This is a genomic window from Pseudomonas sp. GW821-FHT09C10 (genome assembly GCF_059418085.1).
Genome location: NZ_JBWKPE010000002.1, coordinates 360,780 through 386,780, shown reverse-complemented (window position 1 = coordinate 386,780; position 26,001 = coordinate 360,780). Strand labels below are relative to the sequence as shown.

At 62.3% G+C, this 26,001-nt stretch carries 22 protein-coding genes; 11 read left to right on the top strand and 11 right to left on the bottom strand.

Annotated elements, in window-relative coordinates:
• From murD to lpxC, 9 genes are all read left to right on the top strand, one after another.
• Positions 1 to 1,347 (top strand): UDP-N-acetylmuramoyl-L-alanine--D-glutamate ligase, encoded by a 1,347-nt coding sequence (gene murD, locus AC07OT_RS05485; protein WP_115486664.1) that lies wholly within the window; start codon positions 1 to 3, stop codon positions 1,345 to 1,347.
• On the top strand, positions 1,344 to 2,567 hold the full coding sequence (gene ftsW / locus AC07OT_RS05480) for a putative lipid II flippase FtsW (protein ID WP_065924256.1): 1,224 nt from the start codon (positions 1,344 to 1,346) through the stop codon (positions 2,565 to 2,567). The genes murD and ftsW overlap by 4 nt, the downstream gene beginning before the upstream one ends.
• A complete protein-coding gene (gene murG, locus AC07OT_RS05475) occupies positions 2,557 to 3,627 on the top strand; it encodes an undecaprenyldiphospho-muramoylpentapeptide beta-N-acetylglucosaminyltransferase (protein WP_065949002.1) in 1,071 nt (356 codons plus the stop codon). Before ftsW ends, murG begins: the two co-directional genes overlap by 11 nt.
• The gene (gene murC, locus AC07OT_RS05470; protein WP_495107658.1) at positions 3,620 to 5,068 is read left to right on the top strand and encodes a UDP-N-acetylmuramate--L-alanine ligase; all 1,449 of its coding nucleotides are present in this window, start codon (positions 3,620 to 3,622) and stop codon (positions 5,066 to 5,068) included. The genes murG and murC overlap by 8 nt, the downstream gene beginning before the upstream one ends.
• Positions 5,065 to 6,021 carry a D-alanine--D-alanine ligase gene (locus AC07OT_RS05465; protein ID WP_065938561.1) on the top strand — a complete coding sequence of 319 codons (957 nt, stop codon included), beginning with the start codon at positions 5,065 to 5,067 and terminating at the stop codon, positions 6,019 to 6,021. The genes murC and AC07OT_RS05465 overlap by 4 nt, the downstream gene beginning before the upstream one ends.
• Before the next feature lie 4 nt (positions 6,022 to 6,025).
• Complete coding sequence (locus AC07OT_RS05460) at positions 6,026 to 6,895, top strand: cell division protein FtsQ/DivIB (RefSeq protein WP_027604758.1); 870 nt, start codon at positions 6,026 to 6,028, stop codon at positions 6,893 to 6,895.
• Between the two features lie 15 nt (positions 6,896 to 6,910).
• Positions 6,911 to 8,173, top strand: a complete 1,263-nt coding sequence (gene ftsA / locus AC07OT_RS05455; protein WP_027604757.1) for a cell division protein FtsA — start codon at positions 6,911 to 6,913, stop codon at positions 8,171 to 8,173.
• Between the two features lie 74 nt (positions 8,174 to 8,247).
• Entirely contained in the window at positions 8,248 to 9,453 is a 1,206-nt protein-coding gene (gene ftsZ / locus AC07OT_RS05450; protein WP_017526184.1) for a cell division protein FtsZ, read from the top strand.
• 112 nt (positions 9,454 to 9,565) lie between these two features.
• A complete protein-coding gene (gene lpxC, locus AC07OT_RS05445; protein WP_003171886.1) occupies positions 9,566 to 10,477 on the top strand; it encodes a UDP-3-O-acyl-N-acetylglucosamine deacetylase in 912 nt (303 codons plus the stop codon).
• A gap of 103 nt (positions 10,478 to 10,580) precedes the next feature.
• Here the strand turns inward: lpxC and AC07OT_RS05440 are convergent, their stop codons facing one another.
• From AC07OT_RS05440 to AC07OT_RS05415, 6 genes are all read right to left on the bottom strand, one after another.
• Positions 10,581 to 12,077 (bottom strand): sensor domain-containing diguanylate cyclase, encoded by a 1,497-nt coding sequence (locus AC07OT_RS05440; protein ID WP_495107657.1) that lies wholly within the window; start codon positions 12,075 to 12,077, stop codon positions 10,581 to 10,583.
• 86 nt (positions 12,078 to 12,163) lie between these two features.
• Positions 12,164 to 13,492, bottom strand: coding sequence for an OprD family porin (locus AC07OT_RS05435; RefSeq protein WP_495107656.1), 1,329 nt, complete (start codon positions 13,490 to 13,492; stop codon positions 12,164 to 12,166).
• A 287-nt stretch (positions 13,493 to 13,779) separates the two neighbouring features.
• Positions 13,780 to 15,144, bottom strand: coding sequence for a heavy metal sensor histidine kinase (locus tag AC07OT_RS05430; protein ID WP_495107655.1), 1,365 nt, complete (start codon positions 15,142 to 15,144; stop codon positions 13,780 to 13,782).
• Positions 15,134 to 15,811, bottom strand: a complete 678-nt coding sequence (locus tag AC07OT_RS05425) for a heavy metal response regulator transcription factor (RefSeq protein WP_495107654.1) — start codon at positions 15,809 to 15,811, stop codon at positions 15,134 to 15,136. The genes AC07OT_RS05430 and AC07OT_RS05425 overlap by 11 nt, the downstream gene beginning before the upstream one ends.
• A gap of 31 nt (positions 15,812 to 15,842) precedes the next feature.
• The gene (locus AC07OT_RS05420; RefSeq protein ID WP_495107653.1) at positions 15,843 to 18,938 is read right to left on the bottom strand and encodes a multidrug efflux RND transporter permease subunit; all 3,096 of its coding nucleotides are present in this window, start codon (positions 18,936 to 18,938) and stop codon (positions 15,843 to 15,845) included.
• Complete coding sequence (locus tag AC07OT_RS05415; protein WP_495107652.1) at positions 18,935 to 20,101, bottom strand: efflux RND transporter periplasmic adaptor subunit; 1,167 nt, start codon at positions 20,099 to 20,101, stop codon at positions 18,935 to 18,937. The genes AC07OT_RS05420 and AC07OT_RS05415 overlap by 4 nt, the downstream gene beginning before the upstream one ends.
• A 213-nt stretch (positions 20,102 to 20,314) precedes the next feature.
• On the opposite strand from AC07OT_RS05415, the gene AC07OT_RS05410 reads away from it, so the two are divergent.
• Positions 20,315 to 20,548 (top strand): hypothetical protein, encoded by a 234-nt coding sequence (locus AC07OT_RS05410; protein WP_027604750.1) that lies wholly within the window; start codon positions 20,315 to 20,317, stop codon positions 20,546 to 20,548.
• 166 nt (positions 20,549 to 20,714) lie between these two features.
• On the top strand, positions 20,715 to 21,497 hold the full coding sequence (locus AC07OT_RS05405; RefSeq protein WP_495107651.1) for a transporter substrate-binding domain-containing protein: 783 nt from the start codon (positions 20,715 to 20,717) through the stop codon (positions 21,495 to 21,497).
• 17 nt (positions 21,498 to 21,514) lie between these two features.
• Here AC07OT_RS05405 and AC07OT_RS05400 read toward each other — a convergent pair whose 3' ends face one another.
• The 5 genes from AC07OT_RS05400 to AC07OT_RS05380 all read right to left on the bottom strand — a co-directional run bounded on the left by AC07OT_RS05400 (position 21,515) and on the right by AC07OT_RS05380 (position 25,910).
• Positions 21,515 to 22,258, bottom strand: a complete 744-nt coding sequence (locus tag AC07OT_RS05400) for a YkgJ family cysteine cluster protein (protein ID WP_141156785.1) — start codon at positions 22,256 to 22,258, stop codon at positions 21,515 to 21,517.
• Positions 22,259 to 22,366: 108 nt separating this feature from the next.
• Positions 22,367 to 22,849, bottom strand: a complete 483-nt coding sequence (locus AC07OT_RS05395; RefSeq protein WP_495107650.1) for a GNAT family N-acetyltransferase — start codon at positions 22,847 to 22,849, stop codon at positions 22,367 to 22,369.
• 3 nt (positions 22,850 to 22,852) lie between these two features.
• A complete protein-coding gene (locus AC07OT_RS05390) occupies positions 22,853 to 23,755 on the bottom strand; it encodes a chemotaxis protein CheV (protein ID WP_495107649.1) in 903 nt (300 codons plus the stop codon).
• 99 nt (positions 23,756 to 23,854) lie between these two features.
• A complete protein-coding gene (locus tag AC07OT_RS05385) occupies positions 23,855 to 24,829 on the bottom strand; it encodes a 2-hydroxyacid dehydrogenase (RefSeq protein ID WP_115486675.1) in 975 nt (324 codons plus the stop codon).
• A gap of 112 nt (positions 24,830 to 24,941) precedes the next feature.
• The gene (locus AC07OT_RS05380; RefSeq protein ID WP_027604744.1) at positions 24,942 to 25,910 is read right to left on the bottom strand and encodes a LysR family transcriptional regulator; all 969 of its coding nucleotides are present in this window, start codon (positions 25,908 to 25,910) and stop codon (positions 24,942 to 24,944) included.
• Positions 25,911 to 26,001 lie beyond the last annotated feature (91 nt).

The following is a 26,001-nucleotide window of genomic DNA, read 5'->3' as shown; positions in this document are numbered from 1 at the left end:
GTGTCCCTGATCGCTTCAGACCACTTCCGCATCGTTGTCGGCCTCGGCAAGAGCGGCATGTCCCTGGTTCGCTTCCTGGCGAACCGGGGCACGTCGTTTGCCGTGGCCGATACGCGGGAAAATCCACCGGAGCTGGTCACGCTGCGCCGTGACTACCCGCACGTGGAAGTGCGTTGTGGCGAGCTGGATGTCGAGTTTCTGTGCCGCGCCGATGAGCTCTACGTGAGCCCCGGCCTGGCCCTGGCGACACCGGCCCTGCAAGCCGCAGCGGCCCGTGGCGTGAAGCTGTCCGGCGACATCGACCTGTTTGCACGCAATGCGAAGGCGCCGATCGTGGCCATCAGCGGTTCCAACGCGAAAAGCACCGTGACCACCCTGGTCGGCGAGATGGCGATGGCGGCCGGCAAGCGCGTGGCCGTGGGCGGCAACCTCGGCACGCCGGCGCTGGACCTGCTCAGCGACGATGTCGAGCTGTACGTGATGGAACTGTCGAGCTTCCAGCTGGAAACCACCCACGACCTGGGTGCTGAAGTGGCCACCGTGTTGAACGTCAGCGAAGACCACATGGACCGCTACAGCGGCCTGCCGGCGTACCACCTGGCCAAGCACCGGATTTTCCGCGGTGCCAGGCAATTTGTGGTCAATCGCCAGGATGCGCTGAGCCGTCCGCTGATGGGCGAGGGCATGCCGTGCTGGACCTTCGGCCTGGGCAAACCCGACTTCAAGGCCTTCGGCATTCGTGAAGAGAATGGCGAGAAATACTTGGCCTTCGAATTCCAGAACCTGATGCCGGTGCGCGAGCTGAAAATCCGCGGCGCCCATAACCAATCCAACGCGTTGGCCGCGTTGGCGTTGGGACACGCCGTGGGTTTGCCGTTCGACGCTATGCTGTCGAGCCTGCGCACCTTCGGCGGCCTTGAACATCGCTGCCAGTGGGTCCGCGACCTTAATGGTGTGAGTTACTACAACGACTCCAAGGCCACCAACGTGGGGGCCGCATTGGCCGCCATCGAAGGCCTGGGCGCCGATATCGAAGGCAAGCTGGTGCTGATCGCCGGTGGCGACGGCAAGGGTGCAGATTTCAAGGACCTCAAGGCACCGGTGGCTGCTCATTGCCGCGCCGTGGTGTTGATGGGCCGCGACGCCGATTTGATCGCCGCCGCGCTGGGCGATGCCGTGCCACAGGTGCGTGCCACCTCCCTGGACGACGCCATTGCCCAGTGCCAAGCCCTGGCCCAACCAGGCGATGCGGTACTGCTGTCGCCGGCGTGCGCCAGTTTCGACATGTTCAAGAACTACGAAGAGCGCGGCCAGTTGTTCGCCCGCGCCGTGGAGGGCTTGGCATGAGCATTGATTTCAGAAACATCATCAAGCCGTACCCGTCGCCGATCATCACCGGGCGTGGCATCGACCTTGATTTCCCGATGCTCGCCGGTTGCCTCGCGCTGCTGGGCCTGGGCCTGGTGATGATCACCTCGGCTTCTTCCGAAGTGGCCGCCGTGCAATCGGGCAATACCCTGTACATGATGATCCGTCACCTGGTGTACCTGATCATCGGCCTGGGCGCGTGCATCGTCACCATGATGATTCCCATCGCTACCTGGCAGCGCCTGGGCTGGCTGATGCTGATCGGCGCGTTCGGCTTGCTGATCATGGTGATCCTGCCCGGCATCGGCCGCGAGGTGAACGGCTCGATGCGCTGGATCGGCTTCGGTGCGTTCAACGTGCAGCCGTCGGAAATCGCCAAGGTGTTCGTGGTGATCTACCTGGCCGGTTACCTGGTGCGTCGCCAGAAGGAAGTGCGCGAAAGCTGGATGGGCTTCTTCAAGCCATTCATCGTGCTGTTGCCCATGGCCGGCCTGTTGCTGATGGAGCCTGACTTCGGCGCCACTGTGGTGATGATGGGCGCGGCGGCGGCGATGCTGTTCCTCGGCGGCGTGGGCTTGTTCCGCTTCAGCTTGATGGTGGTACTGGCGGTGGCGGCGGTGACCATCCTGGTACAGGCACAACCGTACCGGATGGCGCGTCTGATCACCTTTACCGACCCCTGGTCCGACCAGTTCGGTTCCGGCTACCAATTGACCCAGGCCTTGATCGCCTTCGGTCGTGGCGAATGGCTGGGCGTGGGCCTGGGCAACAGCGTGCAGAAGCAGTTCTACCTGCCGGAAGCGCACACCGACTTCGTGTTCTCCGTACTCGCCGAAGAACTCGGCGTGGTCGGCTCGCTGTGCACCGTCGCCCTGTTCGTGTTCGTGTGTGTACGCGGCATGTACATCGGCCTGTGGGCCGAGAAGGCCAAGCAGTATTTCGCCGCCTATGTGGCCTACGGCTTGTCGTTCCTGTGGATCGGCCAGTTCCTGATCAACATCGGGGTGAACGTCGGCCTGCTGCCGACCAAGGGCCTGACCTTGCCGTTCCTCAGCTATGGCGGCAGTTCGTTGGTGATCTGCTGCGCCTGTCTTGGCTTGTTGCTGCGCATCGAGTGGGAGAGTCGAACCCACCTGGGCAGCGAAGAGATGGAGTTCAGCGAAAGCGACTTCGCCGAGGAGCCGACCCATGGGCGCTAACGTGCTGATCATGGCCGGCGGCACCGGGGGCCATGTGTTCCCGGCCCTGGCGTGCGCGCGGGAATTCCAGAACCGTGGCTACACCGTGCACTGGCTGGGTACACCGCGCGGCATCGAAAACGAGTTGGTGCCGAATGCCGGCTTGCCGTTGCACCTGATCAACGTCACGGGCCTGCGCGGCAAGGGCAAGTTGTCCCTGCTCAAGGCACCGTTCGTGTTGCTCAAGGCGGTGTGGCAGGCGCGCAAGGTCATCCGTGAATTGCAGCCGGTGTGTGTGCTCGGTTTTGGCGGATATGTGACCGGCCCCGGTGGCGTCGCCGCCAGACTTGCCGGCGTGCCGGTGATCGTGCACGAGCAGAACGCCGTGGCCGGTACCGCCAACCGTTTGCTGGTGCCGTTGGCTGCGCGGGTGTGCGAAGCGTTTCCCAACACCTTCAGCGTCTCGGATAAGCGCCGTACCACCGGCAACCCGGTGCGCACCGAGCTGTTTATGGACATCGCCCGTGAAGCACTCGCAGGGCGCAAGGCGCATCTGCTGATCCTGGGCGGAAGCCTGGGCGCCGAGCCACTGAATAAATTGCTGCCGGAAGCCGTGGCGCAACTCCCTGTGGAATTGCGCCCGGAGATCTTCCACCAGGCCGGCAAGAACCACGATGAAGTCACCGCCACGCGTTATCGCGACGCCGGTGTGGCGGCCAATGTGCAGCCCTTTATCAAAGACATGGCCCATGCCTATGGCTGGGCCGACCTGGTGGTCTGTCGCGCGGGTGCGCTGACCGTCAGTGAACTGGCTGCTGCCGGTCTGCCGTCCTTGCTGGTGCCCTTGCCCCACGCCATCGACGATCACCAGACCCGCAACGCCGAATATTTGGCCGGGGAGGGCGCTGCCTTCCTGCTGCCGCAAAGAACGACTGGCGCCGCCGATTTGGCCGCACGCCTGACTGAGGTTTTGATGCAACCGGAACGACTCAACAACATGGCGAGCACCGCAAGCCGCCTGGCCAAACCTGACGCAACCCGCACCGTGGTCGATATCTGCCTGGAGGTGGCCCATGGTTGAGAATCAGAAAGCCATGCCACAACCGGAAATGCGCCGCATCCGTCGCATCCACTTCGTCGGTATCGGCGGCGTGGGCATGTGCGGCATCGCCGAAGTGTTGCTGAACCTGGGCTACCAGGTGTCCGGCTCGGATTTGAAAGAGTCGCCGGTCACCGAGCGCCTGAAGTCCTTTGGCGCGCAGATCTTTATCGGTCACCGCGCCGAGAACGCTGCCGAGGCTGACGTGCTGGTGGTGTCCAGCGCCGTGAACACCTCCAACCCGGAAGTGGCCACCGCGCTCGAGCGCCGCATTCCCGTGGTACCCCGCGCCGAGATGCTCGCCGAGCTGATGCGCTATCGCCACGGCATCGCCGTCGCCGGTACCCATGGCAAGACCACCACCACCAGCCTGATCGCCTCGGTGTTCGCCGCCGGTGGCCTGGACCCGACCTTCGTCATCGGTGGCCGCCTGAATGCAGCGGGTACCAATGCCCAGCTCGGCACCAGCCGCTACCTGATTGCCGAAGCCGATGAAAGCGACGCCAGTTTCCTGCACCTGCAACCGCTGGTCGCTGTGGTCACCAACATCGACGAAGATCACATGGCCACCTACGACGGTGACTTCAACAAGTTGAAGAAAACCTTCGTCGAGTTCCTGCACAACCTGCCGTTCTACGGTCTGGCCGTGCTGTGCCTGGACGACCCGGTGGTGCGTGAAATCCTGCCCCATGTCAAGCGTCCGACCGTGACCTATGGCTTCAGCGAAGACGCCGACGTGCGCGCCATCAATGTGCGCCAGGAAGGCATGCAGACCTACTTCACCGTGCTGCGTCCCGACCGTGAACCGCTGGATGTGTCGGTGAACATGCCGGGCAACCACAACGTATTGAATTCCCTGGCGACCATCTGCATCGCCTCCGACGAGGGCGTCAGCGATGAAGCCATCGTCGAGGGCCTGTCGCGCTTTGCCGGTGTCGGCCGACGCTTCCAGGTCTACGGCCAACTGCCGGTGGAAGGCGGTGACGTGATGCTGGTGGATGACTATGGTCACCACCCGACCGAAGTTGCTGCGGTGATCAAGGCTGTGCGCGGTGGCTGGCCGGAGCGTCGCCTGGTGATGGTCTACCAGCCGCACCGCTACAGCCGCACCCGCGATTTGTACGACGATTTCGTCAATGTATTGGCCGATGCCAACGTGCTGCTGCTGATGGAAGTCTACCCGGCCGGTGAAGAACCGATCCCCGGCGCCGACAGCCGCAAGCTGTGCAACAGCATCCGTCAGCGCGGCCAGTTGGACCCGATCTACATCGAGCGCGGTGTGGACCTGGCGCCGATCGTCAAGCCGCTGCTGCGCGCCGGCGACATCCTGCTGTGCCAGGGTGCCGGTGATATCGGCGGCCTTGCGCCTAAGTTGCTGGCGAGCCCGCTGTTTGCGGCCGTCAAGAAGGGGGCGTCGAAATGACTGCTGACTACGGCTCCCTGTTTTCGACAATCGCGCCAGCCGACTTCGGCCGCGTGGCCGTGCTGTTCGGCGGCAAGAGCGCCGAGCGCGAAGTGTCGCTCAAGTCCGGCAACGCCGTGCTCGAAGCGCTGCAAAGTGCCGGCGTGAATGCGTTCGGGATCGACGTGGGCGATGACTTCCTCGCCCGCCTGCAGGCCGAGAAGATCGACCGTGCCTTCATCATCCTGCACGGCCGTGGCGGTGAAGACGGCAGCATGCAGGGCCTGTTGGAGTGTGCCGGTATTCCTTACACCGGCAGCGGCATCCTCGCTTCGGCACTGGCCATGGACAAGTTGCGCACCAAGCAGGTGTGGCACAGCCTGGGTATTCCAACCCCGCGTCACAGTGTTCTGTGCAGCGAAGACGATTGTATTTCTGCAGCCAAGGAACTGGGCCTGCCTTTGATCGTCAAACCTGCCCATGAAGGCTCCAGTATCGGCATGGCTAAAGTGAACTCGGCCGCCGAATTGATCGACGCATGGAAAGCGGCAAGTACCTACGATTCGCAAGTGTTGGTGGAACAGTGGATCCAGGGTCCCGAGTACACCATCGCCACCCTGCGTGGCCAGGTATTGCCGCCCATCGCATTGGGCACGCCCCACACCTTTTACGACTACGACGCCAAGTACCTGGCCTCCGATACCCAGTACCGGATCCCGTGCGGCCTTGACGCAACCAAAGAACAGGAATTGATGGACCTCACGGCGAAAGCCTGTGAGGCGTTGGGTATTGCCGGTTGGGCACGGGCAGACGTGATGCAGGATGACCAAGGGAACTTCTGGTTCCTGGAAGTCAACACCGCACCGGGCATGACCGACCACAGCCTGGTACCGATGGCCGCTCGCGCAGCCGGCCTGGATTTCCAGCAGTTGGTGCTGGCGATTCTGGCCGCCAGCATCGAGCCAAGAGGCTAAGGACATGAAAGGCGCATCGCTTCGTCATCAGCCCCCACAAGCACCGAGCCGCAAGCCGGTGCCACGGGGTGCCAGTCGAATGGTGGCTAAAGAGCCGATGTCGGCGCGCCTGCCGAAAGCCAACTTTGGTTTCCTCAAGGCGCTGTTCTGGCCGGTGATGCTGGTGGTGCTGGGCTTCGGCACTTACGAGGGCGCGCAGCGTCTATTGCCGTATGCCGACCGGCCGATCACCAAGATCAGCGTGCAGGGCGACCTGAGCTACATCAGCCAGCAAGCGGTGCAGCAGCGTATCGGCCCGTTCCTGGCCGCGAGCTTCTTCACCATTGACCTGGCCGGTATGCGCCGGGAGCTGGAGCAGATGCCATGGATCGCCCACGCCGAAGTCCGCCGCGTCTGGCCGGACCAGGTGACGATCCGCCTGGAAGAGCAGCTGCCTGTGGCCCGTTGGGGCGATGAGGCGCTGTTGAACAACCAGGGCCAGGCGTTCACCCCGCGTGAGCTGGCCAACTACGAGCACCTGCCGCAGTTGTTCGGGCCGCAGCGGGCGCAGCAGCAAGTGATGCAGCAGTACCAGGCCCTGAGCCAGATGCTGCGGCCAATGGGCTTCTCCATTGCACGCCTGGAACTGCGTGAACGGGGCAGCTGGTTTTTGACGACCGGGGCAGGCAGTTCCGGCCCGGGCATCCAGTTGTTGCTGGGACGCGACCGCCTGGTGGAAAAGATGCGCCGTTTCATCGCCATCTATGACAAGACCTTGAAAGAACAGATTACGAACATTGCGAGCGTCGACCTGCGTTACGCCAACGGCCTTGCCGTCGGCTGGCGTGAACCGGCTGCGCCCACGGCAGCGCAACCCGCTGTCGCGAAGAATTAAGAAGAGGCAGGACCCATGGCAAACGTGCAAAGCGGCAAAATGATCGTCGGTCTCGATATCGGCACCTCCAAGGTGGTGGCGCTGGTGGGCGAGGTCGGGGAAGACGGCACGATCGAAATCGTCGGTATTGGCACGCATCCGTCCCGGGGCCTGAAGAAGGGCGTGGTGGTCAACATCGAGTCCACCGTGCAATCGATCCAGCGCGCCATCGAAGAAGCGCAGCTGATGGCCGGTTGCCGGATTCACTCGGCGTTCGTCGGCGTGGCGGGCAACCATATCCGCAGCCTGAACTCCCACGGCATCGTGGCGATTCGCGACCGCGAAGTCAGCGCCGCCGACCTTGAGCGCGTCCTCGACGCCGCCCAGGCCGTGGCGATCCCGGCTGACCAGCGCGTGCTGCACACCCTGCCGCAGGACTACGTGATCGATAACCAGGAAGGCGTCCGCGAGCCCCTGGGCATGTCGGGCGTACGTCTGGAAGCCAAGGTCCACGTGGTGACCTGTGCCGTCAACGCCGCGCAGAACATTGAAAAATGCGTGCGCCGCTGTGGCCTGGAAATCGACGACATCATTCTCGAGCAGCTTGCCTCCGCGTATTCGGTACTGACCGACGACGAAAAAGAGCTTGGCGTATGCCTGGTAGACATCGGCGGCGGCACCACCGACATCGCGATCTTCACCGAGGGTGCGATCCGTCACACCGCCGTGATCCCGATTGCCGGCGACCAGGTGACCAACGACATCGCCATGGCGCTGCGTACACCGACCCAGTACGCCGAAGAAATCAAGATCCGCTACGCCTGCGCCCTGGCCAAGCTGGCCGGTGCCGGTGAAACCATCAAGGTGCCAAGCGTGGGCGACCGTCCACCGCGTGAGTTGTCGCGCCAGGCCCTGGCCGAAGTGGTCGAGCCGCGCTACGACGAGCTGTTCACCCTGATCCAGGCTGAACTGCGCCGCAGCGGCTACGAAGATTTGATTCCGGCCGGCATCGTGCTGACCGGTGGCACCTCGAAGATGGAAGGCGCGGTCGAACTGGCCGAGGAAATCTTCCACATGCCGGTCCGCCTGGGTGTTCCCCATGGCGTCAAGGGCCTGGGCGACGTGGTGCGCAACCCGATTTATTCCACCGGTGTGGGCTTGCTGTTGTACGGGCTGCAAAAGCAGACCGACGGCATTTCCCTGTCGGGCCCGAGCAACCGTGACAGCTACCGCAGCGACGACGAGGCCAAGGCGCCGTTGTTCGAGCGGCTGCAGGCGTGGGTCAAAGGCAATTTCTAAAGATTTACCGCAACACCGCAGCACCGAAACAAGTAGTAGGCGAAAAAACTAGAGAAAACGAAAGGAGAGGGAACATGTTCGAACTCGTAGACAACATCCCCGCCAGCCCGGTCATCAAAGTGATCGGTGTCGGCGGTGGCGGCGGCAACGCTGTCAACCATATGGTCAAGAGCAACATTGAAGGCGTTGAATTCATCTGCGCCAACACTGACGCCCAGGCGCTGAAAAGCATCGGCGCGCGGACCATCCTGCAATTGGGCACCGCCGTGACCAAGGGCCTCGGCGCCGGCGCCAATCCGGAAGTCGGCCGTCAAGCCGCCCTGGAAGACCGCGAGCGTATCGCCGAAGTGCTGCAGGGCACCAACATGGTGTTCATCACCACGGGCATGGGCGGCGGTACCGGTACCGGTGCAGCGCCGATCATTGCCGAAGTGGCCAAGGAAATGGGGATTCTGACGGTTGCGGTCGTGACCCGTCCGTTCCCGTTCGAAGGCCGCAAGCGCATGCAGATCGCCGACGAAGGTATCCGTCTGCTGTCTGAAAGTGTCGACTCGTTGATCACCATTCCCAACGAGAAGCTGCTGACCATCCTGGGCAAGGACGCGAGCCTGCTGTCTGCATTCGCCAAGGCTGACGATGTACTGGCCGGTGCCGTTCGCGGTATCTCCGACATCATCAAGCGCCCGGGCATGATCAACGTCGACTTTGCCGACGTCCGTACCGTCATGAGCGAAATGGGCATGGCGATGATGGGCACTGGCTGCGCCAGCGGTCCGAACCGTGCACGCGAAGCCACCGAAGCGGCCATCCGCAACCCGTTGCTGGAAGACGTGAACCTGCAAGGCGCACGCGGCATCCTGGTGAATATCACCGCCGGTCCTGACCTGTCCCTGGGTGAGTACTCCGACGTGGGTAGCATCATCGAAGCCTTCGCTTCCGAGCACGCCATGGTCAAGGTCGGTACCGTTATCGACCCGGACATGCGCGACGAGCTGCACGTGACCGTGGTTGCCACCGGCCTGGGCGCGAAAATCGAGAAGCCTGTGAAGGTCATCGACAACACCCTGCATAACAGCCAGGCCAGCCACGCGAGCCAAGCGGCTGCCGCTCCAGCGCCTTCGCGCCAGGAACTGCCGTCGGTGAACTACCGTGACCTGGATCGTCCGACCGTGATGCGCAACCAGGCTCAGGCCGGTGCTGCGGCGTCCCGTAGCCCGAATCCGCAAGATGATCTGGACTACCTGGACATCCCGGCATTCCTGCGTCGTCAGGCCGATTAATGGAATGTATCAGGGCTATGAAGGTGATTGGTGTTCAGCAAAGGTCTGGTCTGCTATTATCGCCAGCCTTTGTTGATACCAGTTCGCAATTTGCGCTGAAGCGGTCCAAGCCATGATTAAACAACGCACCCTGAAGAATATTATTCGTGCCACAGGTGTAGGTCTGCACTCCGGGGAGAAGGTATACCTGACCCTCAAGCCTGCACCTGTCGACACCGGCATCGTGTTTGTGCGTGCCGACCTGGACCCTGTGGTGCAGATTCCTGCTCGCGCGGAAAATGTTGGCGAAACCACGATGTCGACCACGTTGGTCAACGGTGACGTCAAAGTGGACACGGTGGAGCACTTGCTCTCGGCCATGGCCGGTTTGGGCATCGATAACGCCTACGTCGAGCTCTCCGCGTCCGAAGTCCCGATCATGGATGGCAGCGCTGGACCCTTCGTATTCTTGATTCAATCTGCCGGCCTGGAAGAACAGGACGCAGCCAAGAAGTTCATACGCATTCTGCGGGAAGTGACAGTAGAAGACGGCGACAAGCGCGCCACCTTCGTCCCGTTCGAAGGCTTTAAAGTGAGCTTTGAGATCGATTTCGATCACCCGGTATTCCGTGACCGCACCCAGAGTGCAAGCGTGGATTTTTCCAGCACTTCGTTCGTAAAAGAAGTCAGCCGCGCCCGTACCTTTGGTTTCATGAGTGACATCGAGTACCTGCGCAAGCACAACCTCGCACTCGGCGGCAGCGTTGAAAACGCCATTGTGGTCGACGCGGATGGTGTACTGAACGAAGACGGCCTTCGCTATGAAGACGAATTCGTGAAGCACAAGATCCTCGATGCAATCGGTGACCTCTACCTGCTGGGCAATAGCCTGATAGGCGAGTTCAAAGGCTTCAAGTCGGGCCACGCCCTTAACAACCAGCTGCTGCGCAAGTTGATTGAGCAGACGGACGCTTGGGAAGTCGTGACCTTCGAAGATGCCAGCACCGCACCGATCTCTTACATGCGTCCCGTTGCGGCGGTGTAAGTAACAACTCTCTTTCTTTAGTTTTTAAAGGCTGCCTTCGGGTGGCCTTTTTTTATGTGCCTGTGATGCGCGTCCCTCGTTCCCACGCGCAGCGTCGCAGCGATCATGAACCCTCACTGGCATCCACAATCCGATTGCGCCCCGTGTGCTTGGCCTCATACAACGCTCGGTCCGCACTGAGCAGCAAGGCCTCCAGGGACATCCGGCTGCGCTTGTCCCGGGTGCTCATGCCGATGCTTGCCGTGATCGGCTGCTCATCCCCCGCTACCCGTGGTAAATGTTCGATGCTGCTGCGGATATGCTCGGCGATGACCCACGCGCCCTTGGCGTCCGTATTGGGCAGTACAACCGCGAACTCCTCGCCGCCGTAACGTGCCGCGAGGTCGGCAGGGCGGCGGATATTGCTGTTGATCACCTGGGCCACCGTGCGCAGTGCTGCATCGCCACCATGATGGCCGTGGCGGTCGTTGAATGCCTTGAAGTGGTCCACGTCGATCATCAGCACAGTCAGTGGTTCGAGCGAACGTTGCGCCCGGTCCCATTCAAGGCGCAGGCGTTCATCGAGGATGCGGCGGTTGGCCAGGCCGGTCAGGGCGTCGGTGGCTGCCAGTTCTGACAGGACGCGCTCTGCGCGATAACGGCGGCGCAGTTCCCGGCGCAGCATCCAGGTCAGCCATAACAAGCCGATACACAGGATGCCCGTGGCGCCGCTGGTCAGCAGTGCGGCGCGCTTCCAGGGGGCGAATACATCTTCACTGGACAGGGCCACCACCACAATCAGCGGCAGGTCTCCGACATTGGTGAAGGTGTACAGGCGCTCCTTGCCGCTGATGGCAGAGATGGCCTGGAAGCTGCCACTGCCTTCGCGCAGCATGCGCTTGAAGTTGGGACGTTCGCTCAGGTCCTTGTCGATCATGTCGCGCTCCAGCAGCGGTTGCTGGGCGAGCAAAATGCCTCGATTGCTCAGCAGGTTGACGCTGCTGCCATTGCCGATGGTGAGCGTACTGAAAAGCTGATCGAAGTACGCCAGGCGCATGGTTGCGACGGCAACGCCGGCAAATTCACCATTGGGGCCTGATACGCGCCGACTGAACGCCATGCGCCAGACCTGGTCGCAATCGCAGTGGATCTTGAACGGTCGGCTGATGAACAAACCGGCCTGGGCGTCTTTGGCATGCACCTGGAAGTAATCGCGGCTGGCAAAGTTGCGCGGGGTGGGCTGCAGGGTAGAAGAGTCCGCGATCACTGCGCCGTCTGCGTCCAGCAACAGGACTTCGCCTTTGAACGGCGCAGCGGTAGACAACTCAAACTGCACCAGGTGCTGGATATTCGCCGTAACCTGGGACAGGTCTTCGCGTTGTTTGGCTGCAATCAACCCTTTGAGTGCCAGGTCGTAGAGCTCGACGTTCCGTAGCACGTCGGCGTTGATCAACTGGGCGATATTGGTGGTTGAGCGCGTAGCGGCCTGCAGGGTGCTGGCGTGTTCGCGGATCAGCAACGCGGCGACGATGACCACGATCAAGACAACAGTGATACCGCTGCCCAGAACCATTAACAGTTCTGGGCGTGCGGCCAGGGTACGGACACGGCGTTGACTCATCGGGCAGACTTCAGCGATGTGGATGCTGGCAGTTTAGTTCTACCCGATGAAAATTAAATACTCGGTTAAAAAGAAAGATTTGCGCGTTAGAACACGTTGATCGGGTAGTCGACGATCACTCGGTACTCATCCACATCCCGGTCTACCGCCGAGTAGCCATGACTGCCACGATTGGTTGCCCATTGCAGGCGCACCGCCAGATCCTTGGCCTTGCCGCCCTGCACTACATACTTCACATCGATATCCCGCTCCCAGTGTCTGGCGTCCTTGCCATCGGCGCTGTACCAGGCACTGTAGCCACGGCTTTGCGGGTCGACCTTGGTCAGGTCGGTCTTGCCGCTGATGTAGGACACCGCCGAGGTGAGGCCGGGCATGCCGAGGCCGGCGAAGTCGTAGGCGTACTTGAGCTTCCATGAGCGCTCATTAGGGCCGTTGAAGTCCGAGTATTGCTGGGAGTTGTCCAGGTACACGCTGTCGCCTTGGCTGATGTAGTCGAACGGCGTGTTGCCGTTGACCCGCTGGTAGGCGGCGGTGACGCTGTGGTGACCCACGCCGACGGTGAAGTGCAGGCTGTAGGTGTTGTTGTCGATATCCCCGAGCAGCGACTGGCCGGTGTGCTGGGTGTGGTAGTAGTGCAGGCCCGGGTTGAGGCTGACCAGGTCGTTCAGCGCGTAGGTGTAGTCCAGGTCGTAGTAGTACTGGTGCCACACGTCCTTGAGTTCGGAGGCGTACAGGTTGCTGGTCACTCCCGGGATGCCGCTGAACGACACGCCCGCCCAATTCATGTGCTGGCTGTCAGCGTTGCTGGGCAATGCGCCATAGCTGGTGCCGATGCGTCGGTGGCCACTCTGGTTGTAGAGCTTGGTGAAGCTGGCCTGGCCGCCTTCGAGCATCCAGCCGTCGAAACTGTGGTTGCTCAGGCTCACGCCACGGAAAGTCTGCGGCAGCATGCGCGTCATGCCGCCGGCGATCACCGGGTTGTTGAGGAACAGGTCACCGGCCTTCAACTCGGTGTCGAAGGCGCGCATCTTCAAGGTGCCCCCTGCGGTGGAAAACGAACCGGGCGCTTTGCCGCTGCCGTCAGCACTGCCGTAGGGAAGGATGCTGGAACCGTCGGTGCCGCCACCGCCGTCGAGCTTGAGGCCAAGCATCGCGTGGGCATCCAGGCCGAAGCCGACGGTGCCCTGGGTGTAGCCGGATTCGAAGGTGCCAATAAAACCTTGGCCCCATTCCTTGCTGTCATCGGTGTGGAGGTCGCGCCGGTCGCGGTTCATGTAGTAGTTGCGGGTGTTGATGTCGAGGTGCGAGCCTTCGACGAATCCGTCGGCGGGGGTGGTGTCTGCCGCGTGGGCAAGGGGAACGATCGTTGCTGCAATCGCGAGGAATAACGGGGTGAACGTCAGCGAGTTCTTCACCGGTGGAGCTCCTTTGGTCAATCGAAAACGGCCAGTGTCGTGGGGGTGTGCCTGGCCTTTTTTTACCGCAAAAAAAAGCCGCTGAAGTCAGCGGCTTTAAGACAGATTCCCAGTATAGAGCCCTGGAAATAAGTCGAGGGAAATTCGGGTAAGCGGGTCAGCTGCCTTTGCCGTCGCGCTCATCGATGCGTCAAATTAACGCAGGCGAGCGCCGCGATACAGAGTGTAACAAGATAATGACTGTTGCCAAAACAGCAACAGTGGTGCTGGGACCATGGGGGAGATGCCTAGACCGGCAGAGTGATGCCAAAGGTATTGCCACTGACATCGCTGCGCACGAACACATCACCGCCGTGCATCAAGGCAATCGCCTTGACGATGGCCAGCCCCAAACCGTGATTCGCCCCGCTGTTGCTGCGCGACGCGTCCACCCGATAGAAGCGTTCGAACAGCCGGGGCAGGTGTTCGCTGGCAATCACTTCACCAGGGTTGGTCACGCCGATTGCCACCTGATGCTCCAGCACATCGATGTTCACATCGATCACTTGCCCCGGCGCGGTGTGCTGCACCGCATTGCTCAGCAGGTTGATCAGGGCGCGGCGCAGGTGGGCTTTTTCGATCTGCACCAGGGCGTCGCCATGCACGCGTACCTGAACCTGGGCGTCTTCAAGGATGAAGTCCAGGTAGTCGAGAGTGGTCGCCACTTCATCGGCCAGGGAGCTTTCGCTCAGCTTGGTGGCCTTGCTGCCCTGGTCGGCGCTGGCGAGGAACAGCATGTCGTTGATGATCGAACGCAGGCGTTCCAATTCCTCGAGGTTGGATTGCAGCACCTCGAAATAATGCTCGGCCGAGCGCCCGCGTGTCAGGGCAACCTGGGTCTGGCCGATCAGGTTGGTCAGCGGCGAGCGCAGTTCGTGGGCGACGTCGGCGTTGAACGACTCCAGGCGCGAGTAGGCCTGTTCCACGCGGTCCAGGGTGGAGTTGAACGAATTGACGAACTGACTCAGTTCCGGCGGCAGCGGCGACAGTTGCAGGCGCCCGGAGAGCTTCGGCGGCGCCAGCTTCTGTGCTTCATCCGAGAGTTTGCCCAGCGGCTTGAGGCCAATGCGCGACACCCAGAACCCCAGCAGCGCCGCCAGCACCACGCCGACCAACGCCAGGCTGACCAGCGCCACCAGCAGATGGTGCTGGGTGGCACGGAAGTTTTCGGTGTCGATGGCAATCATGAAGCGCAGCGGCGGGCGTTGCTCCTTGGCCGGGAACTGGCTCACCAGCACTTTGAACGGGTATTCGCGCCCCGGCAGGCGTAGATCGCGCTTGCCCGTCGGGCCTTCGGCGAAGGCGCGGATCTGCGCATCGGGGTTGCCGTACTCGTAGGTCGGATCGCTGCTGACGACCCAGAAGCGGATGCGCTTGTCTTCCTCGCCGAGTAATTTGAGCTTGGCTTGAATCTTCACCCAATGGTCCGGCGTGCCGAAGCGGTTCACAGAGGATTCCAACACGCTGTAGCGCGCGTCCAGCTCCGCCCCTGGCAGCAAGCCCAGGCTGCGGTCCACCTGCTGATACAGCGCGCCGCCGATCAACAGGAATATCAGCGCCGCCACGAGGGTGAACATGCTGCTGAGGCGCAGGGCAATGGAGTTAGCCGACACTGCGATTCTCCAGCACGTAACCCATGCCGCGAATGGTGTGCAGCAGCTTGTGTTCGAATGGCCCGTCAAGCTTGGCGCGCAGGCGCTTGATCGCCACCTCGACCACGTTGGCGTCGCTGTCGAAATTGATGTCCCAGACCATTTCCGCAATCGAGGTCTTGGAGAGGATTTCGCCCTGGCGCCGCGCCAATACGCTGAGCAGCGAGAACTCCTTGGCGGTCAGGTCCAGGCGCACGCCATTGCGGCTGGCCTTGCGGCTGATCAGGTCGATCCACAGGTCGGCGACGGTCACTTGCACCGGCTCGTGGCCGCCGCTGCGGCGGGTCAGGGCTTGCAGGCGCGCCACCAGTTCGAGGAAGGAAAACGGTTTGCCAAGATAATCGTCGGCGCCTTCGCGCAGGCCGCGGATACGGTCTTCCACGCGCTCGCGGGCGGTGAGCATGATCACCGGCGTCTGTTTGCGCGCACGCAACGCCCGCAGCACGCCGAAGCCATCGAGGCGGGGCAGCATCACGTCGAGCACGATCACCGCGTAATCGTTTTCCAGCGCCAGGTGCAGGCCCTCGACACCCTCGCGCGCCACATCGACGGCGTAGCCTTGCTCCGTCAGGCCACGGTGCAGGTAGTCGGCGGTTTTTTCTTCATCTTCAACAATAAGTACGCGCATGAGCCTTTTGCTCCAGGGCGGTGCCTTGGCCTCAGTGTGTGGTCGCCAGCTCAACCGCTGGTTTGGGCCGGTGGAAAAATTTCTCAAGGTACAAGTATATGACCGGTGTGGTGAACAGCGTCAGCGCCTGGCTCACCAGCAAGCCGCCGACTACCGCGATGCCCAGGGGCTGGCGCATTTCCGCACCCGGGCCTGCGCCGAGCATCAACGGTACCGCGCCGAGCAGGGCGGCGAGGGTGGTCATGATGATCGGGCGGAACCGTGTCACGCAGGCTTCGTAGATCGCATCCTCCGGTGACATACCCCTGACGCGCTGGGCTTCCAGGGCAAAGTCGATCATCAGGATGCCGTTCTTCTTCACGATCCCGATCAACAGCACCAGGCCGATCAGCGCCATGATCGAGAAGTCCTGGCCCATCAGCGACAGCATGATCAGCGCGCCCAGCCCCGCCGAGGGCAAGGTGGAGATAATCGTCAGCGGGTGCACGAAGCTCTCATACAACACACCCAGAATGATGTATACCGCCACCAGCGCTGCGAGGATCAGCCACGGCTGGCTGGCCAGCGAACTCTGGAATGCCTGGGCCGCGCCCTGGAAGTTGCCGATGATGGTGGTCGGCATGCCGATTTCATTCTTGGCCTGGTTGAGCATGATCACCGCGTCACCCAGCGCCACGCCTGGTGCCAGGTTGAACGATAGGTTGGCGGCGGGGAACATGCCGTCATGGCTGATGGACAGAGGCCCCACGGTCGGTGGGTCGATCTTGGCCACTGCCGACAACGGCACCATCTCATTGGTCAGTGGCGAGCGCAGGTAGAAGTAGTTCAGGCTTTCGGCCTTGCCGCGCTGTTGGCTGTCCAGCTCCAGCACCACCTGGTATTGGTTGATCTCGGTCTGGAACTCGTTGATCTGGCGCTGGCCGAAGGCGTCGTAGAGCGCCTGGTCGACATCGGTGGCGGTCAGGCCAAAGCGCGCGGCGGCCTGGCGGTCGATGCTGATATGGGTGATGCTGCCGCCCAGTTGCAGGTCGTTGGACAGGTCGCGAAACGCCGGGTTGGCGCGCAGTTTTTCGGTCAGGCGCTGGGTCCAGGTGTTGAGTGTCGGGCCGTCGTTGCTCTTGAGTACGTACTGGTACTGGGCACGGCTGGGGCCGGAGCTGAGGTTGATGTCCTGGCCGGCGCGCAGGTACAGCACGATGCCCGGCACTTTCGCGAGCTTGGGCCGGATGCGGTCGATGAACTGGCTGGCGGACACGTCGCGATCACCGCGGTCTTTCAAGGCGATCCAGAAGCGCCCGTTGGCGATGGTCTGGTTGCTGCCGGTCACGCCCACCGAATGGGAAAATGCCTGCACCGCCGGATCATCCTTGACGATCTCGGCCAGGGCCTTGTGCTTGGCGACCATGTCCGGGTACGACACATCCGCCGCCGCCTCACTGGTGCCGAGCACAAAACCGGTGTCCTGTACCGGAAAGAAACCCTTGGGGATAAACACGTAGCCGGCCACGGCCAGGGCCAGGGTCACCACGAATAGCGCGGCCATACTGCGCTGATGGGCCAGCGCGCGACGCAGGTTGCGCGCGTAGCCGGCCAGCAGGCGTTCGCTGAAGCCGGGTTTGTCGTGGGCCGGATGGGTTGGGGCGCGCATGAACAGCGCGGCCAATGTCGGTGCCAGGGTCAAGGAGACCACCACCGAAATCAGGATGGTCGAGGTGGCCGTCAGCGCGAATTCCTTGAACAGCCGTCCGACCACGCCACCCATGAACAGCAGCGGAATAAACGCCGCCACCAGCGAGAAGCTGATGGACACCACGGTAAAACCAATCTCGCCGGCGCCCTTGATCGCCGCTTCGCGCTTGCCAAGCCCCGCTTCGAGGTGGCGGTGAATGTTCTCCACCACCACGATGGCATCGTCGACCACAAAGCCCACGGCGATCACGATCGCCACCAGGGTCAGGTTGTTCAGGCTGAAGCCCATCAGGTACATCAACGCAAAACTGGCGACCAGCGACACGCCGAGCACGCTGGACACAATCAGCGTCGCCGACAACTGGCGCAGGAACAGCGCCATCACCGCCACCACCAGCAGGATGGCGATCAGCAGGGTGACTTCCACTTCATGCAGGGACGCGCGGATGGTCTTGGTGCGGTCGGTCAACACGCTGACCTGCACCGAAGCCGGCAGCATGCCTTGCAGGCGCGGCAGTTCGGCCTGGATGCGGTCCACCGTCTCGACAATGTTGGCGCCGGGCTGGCGCGAGATCACCAGGTTGACCCCCGGAGTGTCGCCGGACCAGGCCTGCACGTAGGCGTTTTCCGAACCGTTGATGACGTTGGCGATATCACGCAGTTGAACAGGTGCGCCATCCTTGTAGGACACGATCAGTTGGGCGTAGTCCTCCGGGTGAAACAGCTGGTCGTTGGTCGACAGGGTCGACACGCTGTTCTCGCCGTAGATCGCACCCTTGGCCAGGTTGAGGCTCGATTGCTGGATGGCCAGGCGAATATCGGCCAGGGTCAGGCCGATGGCCGCGAGTTTGTCGGGGGACGCCTGCACGCGGATCGCCGGGCGCTGCTGGCCGGTGATGTTGATCTGGCCGACGCCGTCGATCTGGCTGATCTGCCGCGCCAGCAGGGTTTCCACATAGTCGCTCAACTCGGTGCTGGGCATGCTGTCGGAGCTGACACTGAGGATCAGCACCGGGCTGTCCGCCGGGTTGACCTTCTTCCAGGTGGGCAGGCTCGGCATGTCGCTGGGCAGCTTGCCGGATGCGGTGTTGATCGCTGCCTGCACTTCCTGCGCGGCGGTGTCGATGCTCTTGTCGAGGGTGAATTGCAGGGTCAACAGGCTTGAGCCCAAGGCACTGCTGGAGGTCATCTGGGTCATGCCGGGGATGGCGCTGAACTGCACTTCCAGCGGCGTCGCCACCGAGGAGGCCATGGTGTCCGGGCTGGCGCCGGGCAATTGTGCGGTGACCTGGATCGTCGGAAATTCCGCCTCCGGCAGTGGCGCGATGGCCAGGCGCGGAAAGGCAATGATCCCGAGCAGCACCAGGGCGAAGGTCAACAACAGGGTGGCGACCGGGTGGTCGACGCACCAGGCCGAGGGCGAACGGCTGCCGTTCATGGCTGCACCTTGGCATCGACGGTCTGGATCACCTGCGGTGGCTCCTTGAGCACCTCCACCTGGGTACCGGCCTTGAGCCGCGACTGGCCATCGCTGACCAGTAGATCACCGGCCTGCACGCCCTTGATGATGTTGATATCGCTGTTTTGATAGGTGACTTGCACCGGCACCACGTCGACCTTGTCACCGTTGACCCGGTACACGAAGTGCGAATCGAGGCCGCGTTGCACCACGGTCGGCGGCACCACCAAGGCATTTTTGTCGAGGGCGGTCTGGATCTTGATGGTCACCAGCTGCCCCGGCCACAGGCGTTGCGAGGCGTTGTTGAACTCGGCCTTGGCGCGCACGGTGCCAGTGGTGGAGCTGATCTGGTTGTCGATCAGGCTCAAGTGGCCTTCGCCGAGCAAGTCGCCGGTCTGGCCGTCGGTGTCGGCACCCAGGTAGGCGTCGACGCTGGCCTTGGCAGGCGCGGCGATCAGGCCTTGCAGGGTCGGCAGCATCTGTTGCGGCAAAGAGAACTCAACGGCAATCGGGTCGATCTGGGTCACGGAGAACAGGCCCTGGGTATCGCTGGTACGCAGGAAGTTGCCTTCATCCACATTGCGAATACCGACGCGGCCACTGACCGGTGAGCGAATCTGGGTGTAGGACAGCTGGACCTGGGCTGCATCGATGGCGGCCTGGTTACCTTGGACGGTGGCCTTGAGCTGGTTGACCAGAGCTTGTTGCTGGTCGTAGGTCTGCTTGGACACGCCGTCGTCGACGCTCAACTCCTTGTAGCGCTTGAGGTTGACCAGCGCCACCTGCAACTGCGCCTGGTTCTCGCCCAGTTGCGCCCTGGCCTGGTCGAGACTGGCGCGGATCGAGCGATCATCGATTCTGGCCAGTAGGTCGCCGGCCTTGACCCACTGGCCTTCCTTGACCGGCAATTGGGTGAGAATGCCGTCGACCTGCGGGCGAATGACCACGCTGTGCAGGGACAACACCGTACCGATGCCGCTGACAAAGCGTGGAATGTCCTGCTGCGCTACGCTCACCACCCGCACCGGGATCGCGGTGGGTGCCGCCAGTCTGGCCTTGGCTGGGCGGGTCAGCGCCCAGGCTGCAACCGCCACGACCACGAGGACACCCACGATCAGGGCAGTTTTTCGTTGAATGTGCATGGGTGAGGCGCCGGGGCAAAGGATGGGGAGAGTGAGCGGTCTTTATAGCCCCTCAACCCGGTCAGCACGGTGACGGCTAACTGACAGCGCTGTCAGCAAACGCCGACCATTCGTACCGGTGGTGGTTAAAGATCTGAAGCTCGCAGGTATACTGCGCGCCAGTGTGGCCCGCAAGCCGGCCCCGCATCATTTTTTGCACGCCCCGGAGCTTTCATGACTTCCCCGACACAACCCCCTGTTGAAGCGACCGACATCGTCGATCCGGCCAGCGCCGAAGGCGTTGAAAAAGCCGAGATCCCGGCGTTCAAGTTTCCGTTCAAGCCGGGTGAGCTGGCTGGGGCCAGGAATGCGGCCCAACCGTGGTACAAAAACGGCGCCAAGAACGGCCATACCAAGTCGCCAGGCATGGCTCCGCCGGGGACTCGTCGTTCGATGGGTAAACGCTGAGACTAACAAGTCGCACACCGTGTCGATTATTGCCTACAGCCTCTGCTGAAATTTCTGATTGTAGGCCTGCGACCGTTTCTTGAAAGCTTGCACAGCCTTTGCTCTGCCCCTTTGATTTCAGGGGGGAGCGGGGCGATGCTGGTCTTTCCGGAAAAGGACGTCTCCCTTGGCTCTGATACACATCTGTGTAGTGTTTGCCCTGTTGCTTGCGGCGGATGCCTCTGCGGCCGATGATCCACCGCAGCGTGAAATCCGTTTCGCCGTTGCTGCACAATTCCCCCCGTTCCAGAGCCGCGACCCGCAAGGGCAGTTGGTCGGCTTGAATATCGAGTTGGGCAACGCCCTGTGCGTGCAGTTGAATGCACGCTGCATCTGGGTCGACCAGGTGCTTGTCGAAGATTTCATCTCCCTTGAAGCCAGGAAATTCGACGCGATCATGGGGATGGCGCCGACCTCGCAGCGGCAACGTTGGGTGGGCTTCACCGATAACCTCTACCCCTTCACCACGCGCCTGGTGGCGCGCCGCATGTCCAACTTGCAGCCGCGGGTAAAGTCGCTCAAGGGCAAGCGAGTCGGCGTGTTGCTGGGAAGTAATCGTGAGGCTTTTGCCCGCTCGATGTGGGCGCCAAATGGCGTCATCGTCAAGAGCTTCTGGCTCAACAATGAATTAGTCAGCAGCCTTAAGGCCGGCGAGATTGATGCGACCCTGCAAGGCACGGTAGAAATTCGTGAAGCCTTGCTCGATACCGAAGACGGCCACGATTTCGACTTCGTCGGCCCTGCCATTTCGTCCGAGCTTTTGGGCGACGGTGTGGCCATCGCGGTGCGCAAACCTGACACCGCGTTGCGCAACGAACTCAACTGCGCCCTTGAACAACTGAAGCAGAGCGGCGAGTACCAGCGGATTATCCAGCCCTACCGCCTTGACGCCGTTCCTGCCGAGCACTGATCGGCGGCCTTCAAGGTCTACGCTGCCCGCAGCGAGATAAACGCATAGTTGGCCGGCACCTCGGTGGCAATCTGCGCGCCGGCATCCAGCAACTGTTCGGCGATGTCCATCCCCGACACATGAAACACCCACTCATTGGCCACGGCCGGCCGGTCCACCGCCAGCTCAATCGCCTGGGCAAACGCGCCCATGTCCGGCAGGTACGCGGTAAACCCATCACCCTTGAGCGCCGTGGTGCGAATGCCCAGCAAGGCGCACACCGCCTCCTTGGTCTGCACGTCGTCTCGGTCGGCCTGGCGCGAGCGTTGGATCAGTTCCACCAGCTCCGGGTCCATCAATTCACCCCCGAAGATCAACACCGGGCCCTGTTCCCAGGATTCCGGCGGGCAATCCTTGGCGGCGGGGTTGAGCGGGATATGCGGGTTGATCTCCATCGGGTAGATGCGGCACACCAACGGGCGGCGCTCGTAGATGCGGCATAGGTTGTCGGCGTCAAGATTCCGGCAGCGCCCGGCGTTGTAGGCGGCAAAGGTGATTGCCACAAACGCCTCGGTGCTGCCGCTGGGCACCACCACCGAACGCCGCTCGGCATGTTCGCGCTGCAGTTGAGGCAGGCCCAGGCCATTGCTCAGGAAACCCTCCACCAGAACGATGACGTTACCGCCGTCAGCCGCCCATTGGCGGGCTTCCTGGAGGGTCAGGGGTACGTGATGATCGCTGCAGCATTTGCCGCAACCGACGCAGGAAAAATGGGTGTTCATGGCGGATCTGTCACCAGGCTAGGTCAGAGGGCACGCAGGAACAGTGACGGGTTTTTACCTCTATCCACCGTTGTGCTGCTCTGGAAGCAAGTTATGCGCCAGCGCCTGTCAGTCGTCGGCGACCACATCCCGCAACACAAAGACCATGCCCGCGCTTTCGTACAGTTGTCGGGCGCGCCGGTTGCTCTCCAGCACCTTGAGGTCGACATAGGGTTCGCCGCGCTGCTTGAACACCTGGAAGCAGTGCAGCAACAACGCGCGACCCAAGCCTTGGCCTTGAGCGCAAGGATGCACGGACAGGTTCTTGATAAACGCGCTGGTCCAGCACTGCGCCACGCCGAGAATGCCATCGCCGTTGCTGGCCACCAGGCACAGCGTGGGATCGAATTCGGCATCGCTGACGAACAGATGCTGCCAGGCGTGCAGATGAGGAACGTGGCCGCCACCTTGCTCCTGGGTCATGCGCAGCACCGCATGGATCGCCGGGGCCAGCTCGTCGCGGTAGTGATCCAACTGTGTATGGGCCGGCCATTGCGGTGCAGGCAGGCTGCCGGTGAGGTCGCGGCGCAGCAGTTGGAAATACTCCGCCACCGGTTACAGCCCCTGTTGCGCCACGGTCTGGGCGGCGACCACCAGGCACTTGGTCAGTTCGGGCGAAGAGAACTTGGTCAGCACCGCGTTGGCACCGGCCAGGCGCGCCTTTTCGCTGTTCATCGCGCTGTCCAGGGAGGTATGCAGCAGTACGTAGAGATCCTGGAAGTCCGGGGTTTCACGCAGGGTGCGGGTCAGGGCATAACCGTCCATTTCGGACATCTCGATGTCCGACACCACCACATTGATCTGCGCGGCCGTGCCTTGCAGCTCCAGCAGCACATCAATGGCTTCCTTGGCGCTGCGCGCGGTGTGGCAGGTCAGGCCAAGGTTGCGCAGGGTGTGCACCGACTGCTGCAAGGCGACCTGGCTGTCATCCACCACCAGGATCCGCGCATTGCCGAGCACTTCCGCCTCTTCCATGGTCAGGTCGGTAGGCGTCGCTTCAATCGGCGCCGGGGCGATGCCATGGATGACTTTTTCGATGTCCAGCACCTGCACCAGGCCGCCTTCTACCTGGGTCACCCCGGTGATGAACGCACGGTTGCCGCCGGAGCCGTAGGGCGGTGGGCGAATATCGGTGGTCAGGCAGTGCACTATCTTGCTCACGGCCTGCACATGCAGGCCCTGCTTGGAACGGCTCACGTCGGTGACGATCAGGCAGCCGCCGTTCGGGTCTTCCAGGGGCATTTCCCCCAGGGCGCGACTCAGGTCGATCACCGCCAATGAATTGCCACGCAGGGTGGCGATGCCTTTGACGTGGGGATGGGACTCCGGCAGCTTGGTCAGCGGCGGGCAAGGGATGATCTCGCTGACTTTCAGCAGGTTGATGGCCATCAGCTTACCGCTGCGCAAGGTAAAGAGCAGAAGCGAGAGTGAGTCTGCGCGGGCTTTGGTGGTGGACATAAAAACCTTCTGTGGATCAGGGATGACGAACTTCTATTGAAGGTTATCGACTCGGGAGAGCCAGGCTTTAACCCGATTTTGTGTCGGGCTGGGCCCGTGTCAGCCCTTCCACACCTGCGGGTTCACCAGGTCCTGCGGGCGTTGGCCGAGCAGGGCGCTGCGCAGGTTGTCCAACGCGCGGTTGGCCATGGCTTCGCGGGTTTCATGGGTCGCCGAGCCGATGTGCGGCAGGGTCACCGCATTGCTCAACTGGAACAGTGGCGATTCGGCCAATGGCTCCTGCTCATACACATCCAGGCCGGCACCGCGAATGGTGTGGTTTTGCAGGGCCTGGATCAGCGCCGGTTCGTCCACCACCGGGCCGCGGGAGATATTGATCAGAATCGCGCTGGACTTCATCAGCCCCAACTCGCGGGTGCTGATCAGGTGGCGGGTCTTGTCGCTCAACGGCACCACCAGGCAGACGAAATCCGCCTCGGCCAGCAACTGGTCGAGGCTGCGGAATTGCGCGCCCAGTTCCTGTTCCAGCGCGGTCTTGCGGCTGTTGCCGCTGTACAGGATCGGCATATTGAAGCCCAGGCGCCCACGCCGGGCCACGGCCGCGCCGATATTGCCCATGCCAACGATACCGAGGGTCTTGCCATGCACGTCACAGCCAAACAGCGGCGCGCCGACGCTGGCTTTCCACTGGCCAGCCTTGGTCCAGGCGTCCAGCTCGGCCACCCGGCGCGCGCTGCTCATCAGCAGGGCGAAGGCCAGGTCGGCGGTGCTTTCGGTCAGTACGTCGGGGGTGTTGGTGAGCATGATCCCGCGCTCGTTGAAGTACGGCACATCGTAGTTGTCGTAGCCCACCGACACGCTGGACACCACCTCCAGCTTGCCCGCGCCTTCGAGCTGCGCGCGGCCCAGCTTGCGACCCACGCCGATCAAACCGTGGGCGTGGGGCAGGGCTTCATTGAATTGAGCGTTGATATCGCCCAGCTTGGGGTTGGGCGCAATCACCTCGAAATCCTGTTGCAGGCGTTCGATCATTTGCGGGGTGACACGGCTGAAGGCGAGGACGGTCTTTTTCATTGCAGGCGGGCTCATCGACTACGGAAGAATGCCAAGCACGCTAACATTCCTGCCGGCAATTGTCAGGACACCGCCCCTCCCACATTTAAAGACTCGTATCGCCTGGTAGAAATCAGTTCGCCAGTCGTGCACCGCTGAGGCTGCCGCTCAACTCATACGCCACCAGCTCCGCCTGGTGCGCCGCCAGGATCTCCGGCAACGAACCGCGCAGGTATTCCACCCAGGTCTTGATCTTCGCATCCAGGTACTGGCGAGACGGGTAGATGGCGTACAGGTTCAGCTCCTGGGAGCGATAGGTGGGCATGACCCGCACCAATGTGCCGTTGCGCAGGCCTTCGATGGCTGCATACACCGGCAGCAGGCCGACGCCCATGCCGCTGGTGATCGCGGTTTTCATCGCGTCGGCGGAGTTGACCAGGAACGGCGACGTATTGATCGCCACGCTTTCCTGGCCTTCTGGGCCGTTGAAGGTCCATTTGTCCAGCTGGATCACCGGGCTGACCAGGCGCAGGCAGGCGTGGTTGAGCAAATCCTGGGGCCGTTGTGCGCAGCCCTTGGCCTTGACGTAGTCCGGCGAGGCGCAGGCGATGCTGTAGGTGATGCCCAGGCGTTGGGACACGAAGCCTGAATCCGGCAGCTCGCTGGCGAGCACGATGGACACGTCGTAGCCCTCGTCCAGCAGGTCCGGCACGCGGTTGGCCAGGGTCAGGTCGAAGGTCACGTCCGGGTGGGTGCGGCGGTAGCGGGCAATTGCGTCGATGACGAAGTGCTGGCCGATGCCGGTCATGGTGTGCACTTTCAGCTGTCCGGCGGGGCGCGCGTGGGCGTCGCTGGCTTCGGCTTCGGCTTCTTCGACGTAGGCCAGGATCTGCTCGCAACGCAGCAGGTAGCGTTTACCTGCCTCGGTGAGGGCAATGCGGCGGGTGGTGCGGTTGAGCAAGCGGGTTTGCAGATGGGCCTCAAGATTGGAGACCGCGCGCGAGACGTTGGCAGTGGTGGTGTCCAGTTGCGCGGCGGCGGCGGTGAAGCTGCCGGCTTCGGCCACGCAACTGAAGGCGCGCATGTTTTGCAAAGTGTCCATGGAGAGTTCTCAGGGGAGATGCCAAATTGTGACATGAAGTTGCGCGCAGGTGTGCATCCGCTGGGCGCGCTCCGCCTGGACATTGATGGCG

Bases quoted from the DNA above. Each gene is read 5' to 3' on its own strand.
- lpxC (WP_003171886.1), top strand. From the start codon at position 9,566: ATGATTAAACAACGCACCCTGAAGAATATTATTCGTGCCACAGGTGTA.
- AC07OT_RS05380 (WP_027604744.1), bottom strand. From the start codon at position 25,910: ATGGACACTTTGCAAAACATGCGCGCCTTCAGTTGCGTGGCCGAAGCC.
- AC07OT_RS05415 (WP_495107652.1), bottom strand. From the start codon at position 20,101: ATGCACATTCAACGAAAAACTGCCCTGATCGTGGGTGTCCTCGTGGTC.
- AC07OT_RS05385 (WP_115486675.1), bottom strand. From the start codon at position 24,829: ATGAAAAAGACCGTCCTCGCCTTCAGCCGTGTCACCCCGCAAATGATC.
- murC (WP_495107658.1), top strand. From the start codon at position 3,620: ATGGTTGAGAATCAGAAAGCCATGCCACAACCGGAAATGCGCCGCATC.
- ftsZ (WP_017526184.1), top strand. From the start codon at position 8,248: ATGTTCGAACTCGTAGACAACATCCCCGCCAGCCCGGTCATCAAAGTG.
- ftsW (WP_065924256.1), top strand. From the start codon at position 1,344: ATGAGCATTGATTTCAGAAACATCATCAAGCCGTACCCGTCGCCGATC.
- AC07OT_RS05440 (WP_495107657.1), bottom strand. From the start codon at position 12,077: ATGAGTCAACGCCGTGTCCGTACCCTGGCCGCACGCCCAGAACTGTTA.
- AC07OT_RS05410 (WP_027604750.1), top strand. From the start codon at position 20,315: ATGACTTCCCCGACACAACCCCCTGTTGAAGCGACCGACATCGTCGAT.
- AC07OT_RS05390 (WP_495107649.1), bottom strand. From the start codon at position 23,755: ATGTCCACCACCAAAGCCCGCGCAGACTCACTCTCGCTTCTGCTCTTT.
- AC07OT_RS05460 (WP_027604758.1), top strand. From the start codon at position 6,026: ATGAAAGGCGCATCGCTTCGTCATCAGCCCCCACAAGCACCGAGCCGC.
- AC07OT_RS05425 (WP_495107654.1), bottom strand. From the start codon at position 15,811: ATGCGCGTACTTATTGTTGAAGATGAAGAAAAAACCGCCGACTACCTG.
- AC07OT_RS05420 (WP_495107653.1), bottom strand. From the start codon at position 18,938: ATGAACGGCAGCCGTTCGCCCTCGGCCTGGTGCGTCGACCACCCGGTC.
- AC07OT_RS05465 (WP_065938561.1), top strand. From the start codon at position 5,065: ATGACTGCTGACTACGGCTCCCTGTTTTCGACAATCGCGCCAGCCGAC.
- murG (WP_065949002.1), top strand. From the start codon at position 2,557: ATGGGCGCTAACGTGCTGATCATGGCCGGCGGCACCGGGGGCCATGTG.
- AC07OT_RS05400 (WP_141156785.1), bottom strand. From the start codon at position 22,258: ATGAACACCCATTTTTCCTGCGTCGGTTGCGGCAAATGCTGCAGCGAT.
- ftsA (WP_027604757.1), top strand. From the start codon at position 6,911: ATGGCAAACGTGCAAAGCGGCAAAATGATCGTCGGTCTCGATATCGGC.